The organism is Alteromonas sp. D210916BOD_24 (assembly GCF_047159385.1).
Classification (GTDB): domain Bacteria; phylum Pseudomonadota; class Gammaproteobacteria; order Enterobacterales; family Alteromonadaceae; genus Alteromonas.
The window spans coordinates 2,350,645-2,365,409 of sequence record NZ_AP038333.1; the positions used below are offsets into that span (position 1 = coordinate 2,350,645).

A 14,765-nucleotide genomic window follows, 5' to 3' on the forward strand; every position below is an offset into this window, starting at 1 on the left:
ACGGGCTATGTTTCATATACTACGACGGTTTCTTGATAGTGCGGATCCTTATATTCAAGCTCACGATTGAAAGTCATACCCAGCTTTTTCATGATATTAATAGAGGCGCTATTGTCTGGCTTGGCAATGGCCGAATATTTTTCTACCCCTATTTCATCAAGGGCCTCTTTGACGGCCATAGCGGCTTCCGTCGCAAAGCCTTTACCCCAAGTGTGGCGTTTGAAACGCCAACCTAACTCAATGTTGTCGCTTTCAGGATTTTGAGTAAAAAAACCAAAGGGCCTGACGAGTATCCACCCAATACTTTCTTTGTTTTCTAATGTTTCAACCCGCCACAGTCCCCATCCCATTGCAGGATTGGAGAAAGCTAAAAAGCGGGGTACAAAGATATCCTGAATGTCTTCTCTTGAGGATTTCTTGCCACCATTGATGAACTTCATTACCAGTTCATCTTGATCAAGTTCCCACAGGAACTCAGTATCAGCTTCTGTCACATAGTGGTAAGAAAGTCGCGCACTGTCCTTGATATGCATATACATCCTTTTTTCATTATTATTTTTAATATTACTTTCGGTTACACGCCTTTGATTTTGAAAAGTTACACGTACAAAAACCAAGACCATTGCAAACCCAAAGGCAGGGTATAATAATCTATTTCTCCCAGAATCAAAATTGATTATTTATTGCGCACCCTGTCACACTCACCTTCTATCTGCTGCTCGCCTTATCCACCTAGCATAGCAAGGTGTTTGGTAGCGCCTGTGTCGCCTTGGTGCAGATAATGGGTTTCGTGCTTTTGCCCTAGTACATTTTTCAAAAATGCCACCGTGCCGTTGACGTCCTCGCTCACGAGTAATTCGCGCATATCCAGCCCCGTTTCGCTGAACAAACACAGATGGAGCTTACCAGATGCTGAAACCCTCAGCCGATTACAGCTCTTACAGAAGTCCTTACTGTAAGGCAGGATAAGGCCAATTCTTCCTGCATAGTCAGGGTGATAGAATTCCTGGGCAGGTCCCGCATCTTTGCGTCTTATAAGAGGCTGCCATCCCATTTCAAGCAAGGTAGTTTTAAGCGGCAAGCCGCTTTGATGTTGCTTATTGAAAAACTGTGAGGTATCGCCGGTTTCCATCAGTTCAATAAATCGCAATGTGACCGGCGTCTCTTTGAGCCAGGTTAAAAACCGACCCAACCGACTATCGCTAAAGTCATTTAATAGCAGGGCATTAACCTTGACGTCTAATCCAACGTCTAGCGCCCTATCGAGGCCTCGAAGCACGGCTTTTAATTTGTCTTGCCCAGTGATTGCAGTAAACTGACGGGGATCCAGGCTGTCTATACTCACATTCACCTGATCGAGGCCTGCGGCTTTCCATTTATCGGCAAATTTCTCTAGCCGACCACCGTGGGTAGTCATTGCTACCCGCTGAATGCCAGGTGTAGCAGCGGTTAATTGCAAGATGTCGATAAAATCTCTACGCAATGTTGGCTCACCGCCTGTCAGCCTCACTTTTGATGTGCCTAACTGGGCAAAGGCAGTAAGTAATGTGTTGATTTCGTTAAGTGACATAAATTGATCGCTAGAAGGGCCACTATAACCATCTGGTAAACAATACTGACAACGAAAATTACACGCTTCGGTCACAGACAAACGCAAATAGTGGAACTGTCTACCGAAACTATCTTCTAACAAATCAACACCTTCCTATTCACTTTAAACAAGCACTGCTCTTATGTTATCGATAATGGTGTGCGCTAGCGCCAGCACTCGCCGATGCATATTTCACTCGTTATCTTTTACTCAGTGTACGATGCTCACTAACAGATTTAAACATCTTCATTGCTATAAATAAGACCAATTTAATCTCTTGGATCGTTCATTGCGATTTCTTTTAAGCGCAATAACCAAATCTCGTGTAACCTTGAGTTTTGCTCACTATTAATTACACGACGTCAACCCAAACATACAATGCGAAGACATCAGTTTCCCACCAATATCGATGAGCCGGTGAAATGGCACGTTGTTAAACAACTTTGGCCCTATTTACTCGAATTTAAATCTCGTGTTTTGCTGGCATTGTTTTGCTTGATTGCGGCTAAAGTAGCCAGTATCGGACTGCCTTATGTGCTTAAATATACAGTTGATAGATTAAATGGCGACCTGACCACTCTCGCCCTGGCTGTTCCTATTAGTTTAATTATTGCTTACGGCTTTCTGCGACTAATGAACGTCATTTTAGGCGAAGTTCGCGACACATTATTTGGACGAGTCACCGAACGCGCCATGCGTCGTATTGGTCTGAAAGTGTTCAAACACCTTCACTCCCTCGATTTATCATTTCACTTGAACAGGCGCACTGGTGGGCTGTCCAGAGATATAGAACGGGGCACCAGCGGGATAAGCTTTCTTATGCGTTTCATGGTGTTCAACATCGTACCCACTTTATTAGAAATAAGCTTGGTGGTGGGTTTGTTGCTCTTTCAATTTGGCGCCTCTTTTGCGCTTATCATCACCGTAAGTGTGGTCACGTACATTGGTTTTTCGATGAAAGCGACAGATTGGCGTACCCGTTATGTCACCCTAATGAACGAAGCAGACTCCACCACCAATTCCCGCGCTGTCGACAGTTTATTGAACTTCGAAACCGTGAAGTATTTTAATAACGAAGGTTTTGAAGCTACGCGCTATGACAAGGATTTAGCTAACTGGGAAATAGCCCGACGAAAAAACAGATTGTCTTTATTTGCATTAAACGGCGGGCAAGCATGTATTATCGCCATTGCCATGACGGCAATGATGGCTAACGCAGCCTTTGGCGTCATAAATGGCGCTATGACGATAGGTGACTTTGTCCTTATTAATGCCTTTACCATGCAAATATTTATGCCGCTGAACTTTTTGGGTTTCGTGTATCGTGAAATTCGTGGAAGTCTAGCCAATATAGACAAACTTTTTTCACTGTTGGCGCAAACCTCTAAGGTAACTGATAACCAAGACGCCGAGCATCTTAAGACTTCTCACCCTACTATTGCGTTTAATTCAGTGAACTTTGCTTATGACGAAAAGCGACCGATTTTAAATAACGTTAGTTTTACCGTACCCGACGGCACAAAAGTCGCGGTGGTCGGTGAAAGCGGTGCAGGTAAATCTACCTTGATGAAATTACTGTTTCGCTTCTACGATCCGAATCAAGGTAACATTACCATAGACGGCAAAAATATCCGCAACGTGACACAGCAAAGCTTACATGCCCACATTGGAATTGTGCCTCAAGATACCGTGCTATTTAATACAACGCTGCTCGAGAACATTCGCTATGGCAAACCGGATGCGTCTATAGAAGAGGTTAACCACGTTATACAACTGGCCCACCTTGAAAATTTTGTTGCGAAATTACCCGATAAGCTAGAGACAGTGGTAGGAGAACGCGGTCTAAAATTGTCTGGGGGAGAAAAGCAGCGAGTCGCCATCGCCCGAGCTCTGCTAAAAGGTGCGCCAATTATGATTTTTGACGAAGCAACCAGTTCATTAGACAGTACGTCTGAGGGAGCGATTTTGTCGGCGCTTCGCAATGCAGCAAAAGGTCACACAAGCTTGGTAATTGCGCACAGACTTTCCACTATTGTCGATGCTGACAAAATACTTGTGTTAAAAGCAGGTGAAATTGTCGAGGAAGGTACACATCTAAGTTTACTCGCCCAACAGGGGGAATATGCCGCATTGTGGAATGCCCAACAACGGGATAAAGACAATAATGTAAATGCGACCGGTGACCAGCAATAAAGAGAACTCATGGATCCCATACAAATAAAAAATGCGATTAACCAAGTTATGCCTTTCGGAAAGTATGCCGGCCGACGATTATTTCATCTGCCAGAGCCCTATTTAGTCTGGTTTCACAAACAAGGCTTTCCAAACAGCACACTAGGCAAGCAGCTTGCGCTCATGTATGAAATTAAACTAAACGGACTAGAATCTGTGGTTGAGCCCTTACTCAATGAAGATTAAAACAATGAAGATTAAACCACTGAATAATATTTTGTAAAAAACTGGCCTACTAGTCAGCTTCAATATTTATGTTTCTCATGCACACTTAAGTTCGGCACAAGTCGTGCCTAAATATACTCGTGAATACACAAGGAGAAACTATGGAAAATTTAAAAAATACTGAAATAGTTGAAGTAAGTGGAGGCAATCCTCTCTTAAGTGTTGGTGTAGGGGTCATTGGAACGTACGCCTATGAAAGTGTTGGCGGAAAAGAGGGAATTGACACCTATCTCACTAATAGCTATGAATCAGCTAAATCAAGTATTCGCCACTGGAAAAAGCGCTTTGAAGACTTTTTCGAATGAAACTGAATTACGTTAATTTTGGTCAGTATCGTATGATGCTGGCCAATAAAAGAATACTTTTTTCTTTTATGTACTTTTCAATTACGGCTGTATTGTCGTATTTAGGGTACCTACACATTTCTGAGCTTAGGCTAATTGAGAGTAATCTTTTTTTAGATTCCGCTCCCAGCGTTTTTGCCGTCCCTATAGCCAGCTATATATGCTTCGGCCTTGTGAAAGAAGATAAAAAGCGCACCGCACTCTATTGCACTTCTGGTTTAGTCATTTATGAATATTTACAGATATTGATCCCAAAGCGCACTTTTGATCCTATGGATATTTTATTTACCGGTGTGGGTTTTATCCTCACTGTTAGCTTGGTATTGGTGTATGAAAAATTAAGCGAATGTATTTGGGAAAGGCCTAAGAAGAACGCTTAATAACGGGTGATAGATTTCTAATGTGTCACAGGAATAACGTTTGCTGTGCAAATGAATGCGACAGTTTGTCTGCCGCATTCATTAATAAGCGAGTGGATAAATTACGCGTGACGGAGGTGATCAGCCACCAAAAAGGCCATTTCTAATACCTGGTCCGCATTCAAGCGGGGGTCACACTGAGTTTTATAGGCTTGCGCCAAATCATCATCGCTGATTTGATAAGCGCCTCCCGTACACTCTGTCACGTGTTGTCCCGTCATTTCCAGGTGAATACCACCAGCGTGGGTCCCCTCGTCTTCGTGAGCCTGAAAGAATTGCTTAATTTCTCGCAAGATAGCATCGAAATTACGGGTTTTGTAACCCGATGACGCAGAGAAGGTATTCCCGTGCATAGGATCTGAACTCCATACCACATGTCGCCCTTCTTCTTTCACACGACGTAACAACCGCGGTAAATTGTCCGCCAAATTATCTGCCCCCATTCGCGTGATTAGCGTTAAGCGTCCCGGATCATTTAACGGGTTTAATGCATCTATCAGTCGAATAAGCTCATCTTCCTGCATGCTTGGCCCCACTTTCACACCAATGGGATTGTGGATACCACGGAAAAATTCTACGTGTGCGTGATCGAGTTGTCGGGTGCGTTCGCCAATCCAAACCATATGCGCAGAACAATCATAGGGTTTACCAGTTAGCGTATCAATGCGGGTCAGCGCTTGTTCGTAGTTAAGTAGTAAGGCTTCATGAGACGTGAACAGCGACGTTTCATGCAAGGTAGAGCTGGTCTGGGCGTTGATACCAATAACGTCCATAAATTCAAGGGTATCTTGAATTCTGTTGGCCATGTCGACGTAGCGATCTTTCAGTGGATTATTTTCAACAAACGCCATGTTCCAGCGGTTTACTTCGTGAAGATCGGCAAGGCCACCTTGGGCAAACGCGCGCAGTAAGTTAAGCGTTGATGCACTGCGATGATACGCTTCCAATAGGCGATCGGGGTCGGGTCGACGCGCCGCTTCTGTAAACTCGAAATTGTTAATAATATCACCGCGATAGCTGGGCAGTGTTATACCATCACGGGTTTCAAAGTCTGACGAGCGAGGTTTGGCGTATTGTCCCGCCATACGTGCGACCTTGGTTACAGGGCATCGGCCAGCAAACGTAAGGACAATGGCCATTTGCAGAATAACCTTGAAGGTATCGCGAATTTTTGGTGCGTTGAATTCATCAAATGACTCGGCACAATCTCCGCCTTGCAATAAAAACCCTTTCCCTAGACTCACCTCACCCAGTTGGCGGCGAAGTTCTCTGGCCTCAGCAGCAAATACAAGTGGAGGGTACGTGCTTAGTGTTTGCTCTACTTCTTTTAATCTAACTTTGTCTTCGTACTCTGGTTGTTGAAGAATCGGTTTATTTCTCCAACTGTCTACTTGCCAATTACTCAACGGTGCTCTCCTGAAAATAATTACGTAGGGCTGAGTTTTACTAAAAATGCTGACTTAACGATAATGCTATTAATGAATCAGTCTAGTGTGAAAATGCAATCAAAGTGGACGCTTGGGCACTTTACCACATTTATTCTAAGGAAATAGGCGCGCAAACTTGAATTTCTAGAAAGTTATCGTGCTTGCTTATAGCAAAATGGCATTCAAAAATGCGTTCAAGGTTTGCTTGCGTGACCACTTGTGACGGATTGCCGTCGGCGACAACTTTCCCTTCGTGCATAAGCCAAAGCCTATCACTATAGTTGGCGCTTAATTTGATATCATGAGAGCTGACAATGACGGTATTACCCTTCTCGCTCAACACATTTGCCAGTTGTGCCAATGCGTATTGGTGACGAATATCTAAGCCCTGCAAAGGCTCATCAAGCAACACCACGCCCTCACCCTTGACCAATTGAGGCCAGATTTGCATCAGGGTGCGGCATATTTCTACACGTTGGCGCTCACCTCCTGATAAATGCGTGACCATTTTAGTCATAAACGATGAGACTTCTAATGCTTTGTCCAGTAAAGGCGGAATGCCTCTCCATTCGCTTAGATCAGAATAAAAGCTAAGGTATTCTTTTACCGACAGGTGAAAGTTAACATGGGCGTGTTGCGCGAGGATAGTACGCATTGTCGCCAATGACGCGAGGGACCATTGCGATATCGGTTTGCCCATCATTAAAAGTGAGCCTGAATCCGGAGCAATTAGCCCTGCCATAACAAGCAGCAGCGATGATTTTCCCGCGCCATTTGGTCCAATAAGGTGTATACATTCGCCCTGATTAACCTGTAACGCGGCGATGTCTAGGCGATTGGAAAGCGTGACGCCGGATAGATCTAACAGGCGCTGATTGCTACTATCGGTCATTTTCCTACTCTTTTAGCTAGCCTTTAGCTGCCCCTTATACAACGCCCAAAGAAGAAGCGGTCCCCCAAACGAAGCCGTGATTAACGAGACCGGTAAAGTAATGGCGTTGGTGATCTCTGAACTTAACGCCACAACGAGTAAAAGCGCAGCACCCGCAACACCACTTAAAGGCAAAATAAGTCGATTATCATGCCCTACAATCAAACGTAATACATGAGGGATCAACAAGCCCACAAACGCAATTGAGCCAGCCATTGAGACCGCAGCTCCTACCGCTACGGCACTCGCTATCAATAGCTTTTCAGTGAGTGTATCGACGTTCACACCACTGCTTTTAGCGGCGATATCCCCGCCATAAAGTCGGTTTAAGTCATTCGCGTAAAACAGCTGAAGCCCCACAGCACCGGCGATAAATGGCCCGCCTATAGCCAACACTGGCCACGTGGTTTGGTACAAACTCCCCATCAACCAAAATGTGAGGTTACGCAGTGCATTGGCGTCACTAAACAGATACAACCACGCTATGATGGCGCCACTTAAGGTTGATATGGCGACACCTGAAAGAATAACGGCGGTACTCGAACCCAATAATCGCCGCGCTATACGATAAATGAGTAATGTACTGGCCAACGCACCGATAAAACACCCCAATGGCAGTAAATAGTGCAAGTAGGCTTGTGCCCAGGGTGGCACAATAAGTAGCAAGAAAGCCGCAACCAAACTAGCACCACTGGTGATCCCAATTATTCCCGGATCGGCAAGGGGATTTTTAAGCACGACTTGTAAGGTCGCGCCACTTACCGATAATGCGGCCCCCACTAACATCGCCGTTAATACGAGTGGTATTTGCAGTTGAAAAGTGATGTGCTGCTTGAGGGCTACTGGGGTATCTGTATACCACACTGTTCCCAAGACTCCAGTTATTGCAATAACTAAAACAATAACCAGCATCCCTGTTAGCCACGTTGCTTTGGTCAATTTTAAGCCCTAGAGGTTATGCTGTTTAATATGTGCAATCAGACCTTCTGAGGCTTCTTCAATGAGGTCCAATACCAACTCAAAACCGCGCTTGCCGCCATAATAAGGGTCGGGTACTTCTTTATCCTCTACCTCTGAAAAATCCAAAAACAACTTAATTTTGTCGTGATATTGGGAAGGCGACATGCCATGAAGATTAGCTAAATTACTGAGATCCATGGCGAGAATGTAATCAAATTTTTCAAAGTCACTTTCATCCACGCGACGACACTTGACCCCTTTAAAGCTGTACCCTCTTTCTACCCCTACAGCTTGAGAGCGTTTATCTGGTGGGTTGCCAATGTGATAACCATGGGTACCTGCTGAGTCAACGAAGAGATCTAAACCCGCCTGAGAAGCCTTGTGTTTGAAAACCGCCTCTGCGGTCGGTGAACGACATATATTGCCTAAGCAGACAAATAAAACCGACGTCGATTGTTTCATGCAGATTCCTTTAAAACTATGCTGTGACGGAACGTGACTAAACTTTCTGTGAAGATTCACGTATGATACGCCGTCAGAAAAATTGTGGAGTTTGTATGACCGCACACGTACTTATGCTCAGCAGTTCGCGCCAAGGTAGCGAACCTTATCTTGAACATGCCAGAGCACATATTTTTGCACACTTAGGTGATATTCGCGACCTTCTATTTATTCCTTATGCAGCCGTCACCCAATCTTTTGATGCCTATGTCGAGGCGGTGGCCAGCGCCCTGCCAGAATGCAAAGTCGTAGGTTTGCACACTTTTGATGATCCTGCTTTGGCCATTAACAATGCGAAGAAAAATGGACAGGCTATTGTCGTGGGAGGAGGCAATACTTTTCACCTTCTGTCCAAGCTCTATGCCAACGCGTTAATGGTACCGCTTAAGCATGCCATTGCAGACGCCACGCCTTATATTGGCTGGAGTGCTGGGTCCAACATATGCGGCCAATCAATCAGAACCACCAACGATATGCCGATTATTGAGCCACCGAGTTTTGATGCACTGGATATTGTTCCCTTTCAGATAAACCCGCATTACACCGACTATCAGCCACCGGGACACAATGGCGAAACCCGCGATCAGCGTCTTGCTGAGTTTACCGCGTTAAACCCGTCTACGCCTGTAGTCGCTATACGGGAAGGCACGGCACTCGTACTAAGTAAGCGTACGCTTACGTTAAAAGGTAACAAAGATGGGTTTATCTTTTTAGGAAATGACAAAAAAGCCATTCAAAGTGGTCAAGACCTAACACAGCTGCTTAATCAAGAGAGCTAAGTTTTCTTCTTGAGGCGCACGGCGGTAGGGAAATTCACATAGCAACGGCTCAGGTAACATGGCTTTTAACGACGCCAGATTTTCTTGGTATCGCGTCATGTTGCCCGTAATGTCGTTTGCTACCCACCCCTTTATTGTCAAACCGTCCCGTCGAATGGCTTCTGCGGTGAGTATGGCGTGATTAAGACAACCAAGACGCATGCCTACAACTAAAATAACCTCCATGTTTAGACCCACCACGACATCAGATAAGTAGTGAGTTGGTGTGCCGCTTTCCCCAACAGTTAAAGGTAATCGCCAACCTCCTGCGCCTTCCATAAGCAGTAAATCGGGCTGATTTTGTTGAAGCGCAGTAAGCCCGTCTTTTATTGCCACTTCGGTTAGTTGCACCCCTTCTTCCACTGCTGCAATATGCGGCGCAATGGGTGGTTTAAGCGCTATTGGGTTGATGGTTTCAATGGGCAAATTAAGGCTACTGGCTTTTTGAATATTTGCGGCGTCTTCGTTCACCCAGCTACCACTGACAAAATCGCAACCTGCCGCGATGGGTTTGTACCCTATCGCTCGACGCTGGGCGCGCCCTGCAGCGCGCAGTAAGTGACAGGTCACATATGTTTTGCCGACTTCAGTATCGGTACCTGTAATAAAATACTGCTTCATTTTTTTTCCAATCTGAAATGGCTAATACGATACGTTAAAGGCAGCTCACCTTGCACAGGGCTAGTGTTGTGATAAACCGCCGAGAGCGCTTTGACCTGCTGGCGCGACAAAGGCGCTTGGTGTTTTCCGGTTTCCCCTGCCCCAACGCCTTTTACCGAACGCAATAAAGACATGATGTCCGGGTGGGTATCGACATAGTCGCGGGTAATGACACGAGATACACTGAGTCCCGCCTGATTAAATGCCGCTTCCCATGAAGCTGAATTTGCCATCGGGGTATTGGCGTCAGTTAAATGCGCCATCTTGCGCGCGTTTTTAAGCTCTTCAAACGAGCCATCCACCATTATGGCCAGTTCAGCTACGCCACAAGGCGCAAGTATATGAGCTATTTGCTGTGCGGCACGAAACGTATTTTTAACCCACTGCAATGCCATAGACGAAAATACGGTGTTGAAGGTCGCCTGATGAAAAGGCAACGCCAGCGCACTGGCTTGAACAAATTTTACTTTCGGGTAATTTTGTCGGGCCAACGTTAGCATACCTTCGGCGATATCGATTCCAAAAGCATTAGCCCCACGCGCATGCAATGCAGAGGTATGGATGCCGGTCCCACAACCGATATCGATGGCATTCCCCTTAAGCTGTGCAGGTAAATTGCCCAATGTCTGCTCTGCCACTCGCTTTTGAATGCCCGCTAACGCATCGTATTTGACTGCGGCTTTAGAAAAGCGCTTAGCCACTGCATTTTCACTGACTACGCCATTTTTCAAGTGAGTAACCGACGATTGGCGTTTTTCTATGTGGTCCTTTGAAGTACCAAAATCTACGCCGATGGCCTCACGTTTACTAACTGTATCAGTAAGAAGTCCAAGTGACATCTACAACTCCTTACACGCTAACACGAGAGCATCCAGCAACACATCAATGTCTTGTGTTGTATGGAGACTGGACAGTGTCACTCTTAATCGGTCTTGATGCTTTGGCACAGTGGGGTAACGTATAGCGGATACCCATATGCCACGGCGTTTAAGTCCTTCACTTAAGCGCAACGCACGTTGGGTGTCACCCACTATAATAGGCTGAATGGCACTGCTAGAATCACCTAAATGCAGGGTACTTTCACCTAATTGAGGAAACTGATTGGCAAAGCCAGCTCTAAAGTAGGCAATATTTTGTGTGAGCTTGTCACGGCGGTCGTGATCACTGGCGATGTGCGTCAGTGAGTACAGCGTTGCAACCGCTTGCGCCGGTGGCATTGCCGTAGAATAAACATAGTGTTTGGCAAAATTAACCAAGTAATCAATAAGCGTTTGGCTTCCCGCAATAAATGCCCCGGCCGTTCCAATGGCTTTGCCAAAGGTTCCCATTACAATGGGCACTTGCGATTGGGTTAACCCCAATGCGTCTACCGTCCCTAAACCACGCTCTCCCAACACCCCCATGCCATGGGCATCATCTAACATAAACCAGGCGTTGTACTGCTCGGCCACTTGAGCAAGTGCCTCGCACGGCGCAGAGTCGCCATCCATGCTAAAAATACCTTCGGATGCAATGAGAATATCAGCGAAATTCTCATCTTGAATGTGCGTGTGTTGCTGGCTCAACAAGCGGCGTAAATTGTCCACATCATTGTGTTTGAAACGACGTAAACGGGCATTATTACCCACACTTAGCGCCCCTTCCAGAAACGAGGCGTGCATCAGTTTATCTGCGTATATAGATGCGCGGTTTGCCGTCGTATTGACTTCCCCACCTTGTCGATGTGAAACGGGTGTAGACTTGGGCAAGTGACCAAACAATGCCATACACAGCGCTTGGTTCGCTGCAAAACCAGAGTTAAACAACAACGCGGCTTCGCGGTTTAATCCGTCCGCGAGATAGCTTTCAAGGGCAAGGTGTGCCTGGGTATGGCCGGTGACCAGCGGTGATGCACCGCTGCCGCCACCAAATTGCGCTAAGCCTTCCACCCAAGCCTGTAACAGCCCATCGTGCTGGCGCATTCCCAGATAGTCATTACTGGAAAAATTGAGGTAGTGTTCGCCATTAATACAAATGACGTTCTCGCGTTCATATTGTTGGCAGTGGCGTTGGCGAAGCAAACCTTGCTCAGCCCTCCCCCGTAACTGCCCTTCTAACCATTCAAAGGCCATTAAGCCTCCACGGTGTGCGATGCTTTTGCAGATGCCTTACGCGGTTTGCTGGCATCGTAAAACAGTTCGCTGGAATCCATCTGCTGTTGCTGTGCCATTTCCTCTTCGAGCACTTGCTGGTGAGCCTCATCAGAAAAATCACGGGTACGTTCGGTATTAATGCCCAATTTTTTAAATAGCATCACGTCTTCATGCGTATCGGGGTTAGATGTCGTCAACAATTTACATCCATAAAATATCGAGTTGGCCCCAGCCATAAAGCACAACGCTTGCATTTGCTCGTTCATGGCTTCGCGGCCTGCCGATAAACGTACGTGAGACTTAGGCATCATAATTCTGGCTACCGCGATGGTGCGAATAAACTCGAAGTAATCGAGATCGTCAACACTATCGAGCGGAGTCCCTTTGACTTTAACCAGCATATTAATAGGCACACTTTGCGGCTGTTCGGGCAAGTTGGCCAACTGCACCAGCATACTGGCGCGATCAGTAACGGTTTCGCCCATACCCACAATTCCCCCAGAGCACACGTTCATGCCGGCAGCACGGACATTTTCCAAGGTATCCAATCGGTCCTGATATGTCCGTGTGGTAATAATATCGCCATAATACTCTGGCGACGTATCAAGGTTGTGGTTGTAGTAATCCAAGCCAGCTTGCTTTAATGCAACCGCCTGATCGCGGGTAAGCATGCCTAGTGTCATACAGGTTTCAAGACCTAAGCTTTTCACCTCTTCGACCATTTTTAGAATATAAGGCATATCTCGGTCACGGGGATTTCGCCATGCCGCGCCCATACAGAAACGGGTTGACCCCACCTGCTTGGCTTCTTTAGCACGCTGGATGACTTTCTCAATTTCTAACAGCCGCTCTTTTTCCAGCCCCGTGTCATAGCGGGCACTTTGTGGACAGTATTTACAGTCTTCAGGACATGCACCGGTCTTGATGGAAAGTAACGTACTTACCTGTACTTCATTAGGATTAAAGTGTTGTCTATGAACAACCTGTGCTTCAAAGAGTAAGTCGTTAAATGGTTTTTCGAATAGCGCTTTTACTTCTTCTTTCGTCCAATCGTTACGAATAGTTGTCGTTTGCGCCGTTTGCGCCCAAGCCAGTGTCATTGACTGTCCTTTACTAATAGTTAATGCTCGCTTAGTCTATGCGTCATTGCAAAGTTGTCAACTCTGACCATTTCATAAGATTTACTAACGGTTAAATTTTGAACAATATAGAATTCGATAAACAGCACATCTGGCACCCGTACACGTCTGCGGTTAACCCTCTTCCCTGTTATGAGGTCACTGGCGCGAAAGGCGCAGAGCTGACTTTGGCATCAGGTGAAACCCTGATTGACGGTATGTCCAGTTGGTGGGCTGCTATCCACGGTTACAATCACCCTGTACTAAATCAGGCTGCCCATCAGCAAATAGATGCCTTTTCTCACGTTATGTTCGGAGGCATTACTCACCAACCCGCCATCGACCTGTGTCGATCATTACTTCAGATGGTACCAGCTGGATTAGAACGGGTCTTTTTAGCAGATTCCGGCTCGGTTTCCGTTGAAGTGGCGATAAAAATGGCAATTCAGTATTGGGCCTGTCAGGGACGGGCTGAGAAATCTCGTATTGTTGCGCCTCGCAACGGGTATCACGGTGATACGTTTGCCGCAATGAGCGTGTGTGATCCTATTAATGGTATGCACAGCTTATTTGAGGGCGTGTTGCGCAAACAACTTTTCGCCCCCGCCCCGCAGACCCGCTTCGGACAAACCTTTAGTGAAGATGACATTCTTCCCTTAGAAGAAATCTTCGATAAACACCATCAGGAAATGGCCGCGCTTATTTTAGAGCCCGTTGTGCAAGGTGCGGGAGGAATGCGCATCTATCACCCTGAATACCTCAAACGCTGTCGTCAGTTATGCGATACTTACGATGTGCTGTTAATTTGCGATGAAATTGCCACGGGTTTTGGCAGAACAGGTAAATTATTTGCCTGTGAACATGCGGGTATTTCGCCGGACATTTTGTGTCTTGGCAAGGCGCTCACCGGAGGCTATATGACACTTGCAGCTACGCTGTGTACTGAAGATGTAGCGTTAGGCGTGTGTCAGGGCGAGCCAGGGGTGTTTATGCATGGTCCAACTTATATGGGAAATCCTCTAGCTTGTGCAGTTGCCAATGCAAGTCTGTCATTAATAAACGAAAACCACTGGCAAACCCAAGTACCATCTATTGAGAAACAATTACAGATTGAGTTGGCAAAATGTGCAGAGTTACCCAATGTGGCAGATGTCAGAGTGTTAGGGGCAATTGGCGTTGTTGAAACCGTGCAAGCCGTGAATGTCGCACAGATACAGCGGCAGTTTGTAAAACAAGGGGTTTGGATCCGTCCATTTGGTAAACTGGTATACATTATGCCTCCTTACATCATAAGCCCAGCGCAGTTGAGTCGGTTGACTCACGCCATTTACACCAGTTTGAAGTAAGTGTCGGCTAATTCGTAATTTTGAATAAGAAGCGACGAATTTAAGCCACCACTTTACTATG

16 protein-coding genes are annotated in these 14,765 nt (G+C 46.1%); 6 read left to right on the forward strand and 10 right to left on the reverse strand.

From position 1 onward, the window contains the following. Positions 1-5: 5 nt before the first annotated feature. Complete coding sequence (locus ACMCM8_RS10260; RefSeq protein ID WP_412722537.1) at positions 6-533, reverse strand: GNAT family N-acetyltransferase; 528 nt, start codon at positions 531-533, stop codon at positions 6-8. A gap of 191 nt (positions 534-724) precedes the next feature. Beyond that, positions 725-1,693: a GTP 3',8-cyclase MoaA gene (moaA, locus tag ACMCM8_RS10265; RefSeq protein ID WP_412722538.1), complete on the reverse strand. Its 969-nt coding sequence runs from the start codon at positions 1,691-1,693 to the stop codon at positions 725-727. Between the two features lie 276 nt (positions 1,694-1,969). On the opposite strand from moaA, the gene ACMCM8_RS10270 reads away from it, so the two are divergent. From ACMCM8_RS10270 to ACMCM8_RS10285, 4 genes are all read left to right on the forward strand, one after another. Further along, positions 1,970-3,784, forward strand: coding sequence for an ABCB family ABC transporter ATP-binding protein/permease (locus tag ACMCM8_RS10270; RefSeq protein ID WP_412722539.1), 1,815 nt, complete (start codon positions 1,970-1,972; stop codon positions 3,782-3,784). A gap of 9 nt (positions 3,785-3,793) precedes the next feature. Continuing rightward, on the forward strand, positions 3,794-4,009 hold the full coding sequence (locus tag ACMCM8_RS10275; protein WP_412722540.1) for a DUF3820 family protein: 216 nt from the start codon (positions 3,794-3,796) through the stop codon (positions 4,007-4,009). A gap of 140 nt (positions 4,010-4,149) precedes the next feature. Then, positions 4,150-4,353 (forward strand): hypothetical protein, encoded by a 204-nt coding sequence (locus tag ACMCM8_RS10280; RefSeq protein ID WP_412722541.1) that lies wholly within the window; start codon positions 4,150-4,152, stop codon positions 4,351-4,353. Further along, entirely contained in the window at positions 4,350-4,772 is a 423-nt protein-coding gene (locus ACMCM8_RS10285; protein ID WP_412722542.1) for a hypothetical protein, read from the forward strand. The genes ACMCM8_RS10280 and ACMCM8_RS10285 overlap by 4 nt, the downstream gene beginning before the upstream one ends. A gap of 101 nt (positions 4,773-4,873) precedes the next feature. On the opposite strand, the gene ACMCM8_RS10290 is transcribed toward ACMCM8_RS10285, so the two are convergent. The 4 genes from ACMCM8_RS10290 to ACMCM8_RS10305 all read right to left on the reverse strand — a co-directional run bounded on the left by ACMCM8_RS10290 (position 4,874) and on the right by ACMCM8_RS10305 (position 8,591). After that, entirely contained in the window at positions 4,874-6,217 is a 1,344-nt protein-coding gene (locus ACMCM8_RS10290; RefSeq protein ID WP_412722543.1) for a class II 3-deoxy-7-phosphoheptulonate synthase, read from the reverse strand. 130 nt (positions 6,218-6,347) lie between these two features. Continuing rightward, positions 6,348-7,130: an ATP-binding cassette domain-containing protein gene (locus tag ACMCM8_RS10295; protein ID WP_412722544.1), complete on the reverse strand. Its 783-nt coding sequence runs from the start codon at positions 7,128-7,130 to the stop codon at positions 6,348-6,350. A 12-nt stretch (positions 7,131-7,142) separates the two neighbouring features. Further along, on the reverse strand, positions 7,143-8,081 hold the full coding sequence (locus ACMCM8_RS10300; protein WP_412727684.1) for a FecCD family ABC transporter permease: 939 nt from the start codon (positions 8,079-8,081) through the stop codon (positions 7,143-7,145). 36 nt (positions 8,082-8,117) lie between these two features. After that, positions 8,118-8,591, reverse strand: a complete 474-nt coding sequence (locus tag ACMCM8_RS10305; protein WP_412722545.1) for a low molecular weight protein-tyrosine-phosphatase — start codon at positions 8,589-8,591, stop codon at positions 8,118-8,120. A 95-nt stretch (positions 8,592-8,686) separates the two neighbouring features. Here ACMCM8_RS10305 and pepE point away from each other — a divergent pair, with 95 nt between their 5' ends. Next, positions 8,687-9,409: a dipeptidase PepE gene (gene pepE, locus ACMCM8_RS10310; RefSeq protein ID WP_412722546.1), complete on the forward strand. Its 723-nt coding sequence runs from the start codon at positions 8,687-8,689 to the stop codon at positions 9,407-9,409. Here pepE and bioD read toward each other — a convergent pair. Genes bioD through bioB form a run of 4 tightly spaced genes read right to left on the reverse strand, consistent with a single transcriptional unit; the run spans position 9,380 to position 13,340 of the window. After that, positions 9,380-10,069, reverse strand: coding sequence for a dethiobiotin synthase (gene bioD / locus ACMCM8_RS10315; protein ID WP_412722547.1), 690 nt, complete (start codon positions 10,067-10,069; stop codon positions 9,380-9,382). The two genes, pepE and bioD, sit on opposite strands and share 30 nt — an antisense overlap. Further along, positions 10,066-10,947 carry a methyltransferase domain-containing protein gene (locus ACMCM8_RS10320; RefSeq protein WP_412722548.1) on the reverse strand — a complete coding sequence of 294 codons (882 nt, stop codon included), beginning with the start codon at positions 10,945-10,947 and terminating at the stop codon, positions 10,066-10,068. Before ACMCM8_RS10320 ends, bioD begins: the two co-directional genes overlap by 4 nt. Then, a complete protein-coding gene (locus ACMCM8_RS10325) occupies positions 10,948-12,219 on the reverse strand; it encodes an aminotransferase class I/II-fold pyridoxal phosphate-dependent enzyme (RefSeq protein ID WP_412722549.1) in 1,272 nt (423 codons plus the stop codon). Continuing rightward, positions 12,219-13,340, reverse strand: coding sequence for a biotin synthase BioB (bioB, locus tag ACMCM8_RS10330; RefSeq protein WP_412722550.1), 1,122 nt, complete (start codon positions 13,338-13,340; stop codon positions 12,219-12,221). Before bioB ends, ACMCM8_RS10325 begins: the two co-directional genes overlap by 1 nt. Before the next feature lie 98 nt (positions 13,341-13,438). Between bioB and bioA the strand changes: the two genes are divergently transcribed. Then, entirely contained in the window at positions 13,439-14,704 is a 1,266-nt protein-coding gene (bioA, locus tag ACMCM8_RS10335; RefSeq protein ID WP_412722551.1) for an adenosylmethionine--8-amino-7-oxononanoate transaminase, read from the forward strand. Positions 14,705-14,765 lie beyond the last annotated feature (61 nt).

Coding starts and splice junctions, on each gene's coding strand:
- ACMCM8_RS10260 (WP_412722537.1), bottom strand. CDS start 533: ATGCATATCAAGGACAGTGCGCGACTTTCTTACCACTATGTGACAGAA.
- ACMCM8_RS10270 (WP_412722539.1), top strand. CDS start 1,970: ATGCGAAGACATCAGTTTCCCACCAATATCGATGAGCCGGTGAAATGG.
- ACMCM8_RS10275 (WP_412722540.1), top strand. CDS start 3,794: ATGGATCCCATACAAATAAAAAATGCGATTAACCAAGTTATGCCTTTC.
- ACMCM8_RS10280 (WP_412722541.1), top strand. CDS start 4,150: ATGGAAAATTTAAAAAATACTGAAATAGTTGAAGTAAGTGGAGGCAAT.
- ACMCM8_RS10285 (WP_412722542.1), top strand. CDS start 4,350: ATGAAACTGAATTACGTTAATTTTGGTCAGTATCGTATGATGCTGGCC.
- ACMCM8_RS10295 (WP_412722544.1), bottom strand. CDS start 7,130: ATGACCGATAGTAGCAATCAGCGCCTGTTAGATCTATCCGGCGTCACG.
- ACMCM8_RS10300 (WP_412727684.1), bottom strand. CDS start 8,081: ATGCTGGTTATTGTTTTAGTTATTGCAATAACTGGAGTCTTGGGAACA.
- ACMCM8_RS10305 (WP_412722545.1), bottom strand. CDS start 8,591: ATGAAACAATCGACGTCGGTTTTATTTGTCTGCTTAGGCAATATATGT.
- pepE (WP_412722546.1), top strand. CDS start 8,687: ATGACCGCACACGTACTTATGCTCAGCAGTTCGCGCCAAGGTAGCGAA.
- bioD (WP_412722547.1), bottom strand. CDS start 10,069: ATGAAGCAGTATTTTATTACAGGTACCGATACTGAAGTCGGCAAAACA.
- ACMCM8_RS10320 (WP_412722548.1), bottom strand. CDS start 10,947: ATGTCACTTGGACTTCTTACTGATACAGTTAGTAAACGTGAGGCCATC.
- ACMCM8_RS10325 (WP_412722549.1), bottom strand. CDS start 12,219: ATGGCCTTTGAATGGTTAGAAGGGCAGTTACGGGGGAGGGCTGAGCAA.
- bioB (WP_412722550.1), bottom strand. CDS start 13,340: ATGACACTGGCTTGGGCGCAAACGGCGCAAACGACAACTATTCGTAAC.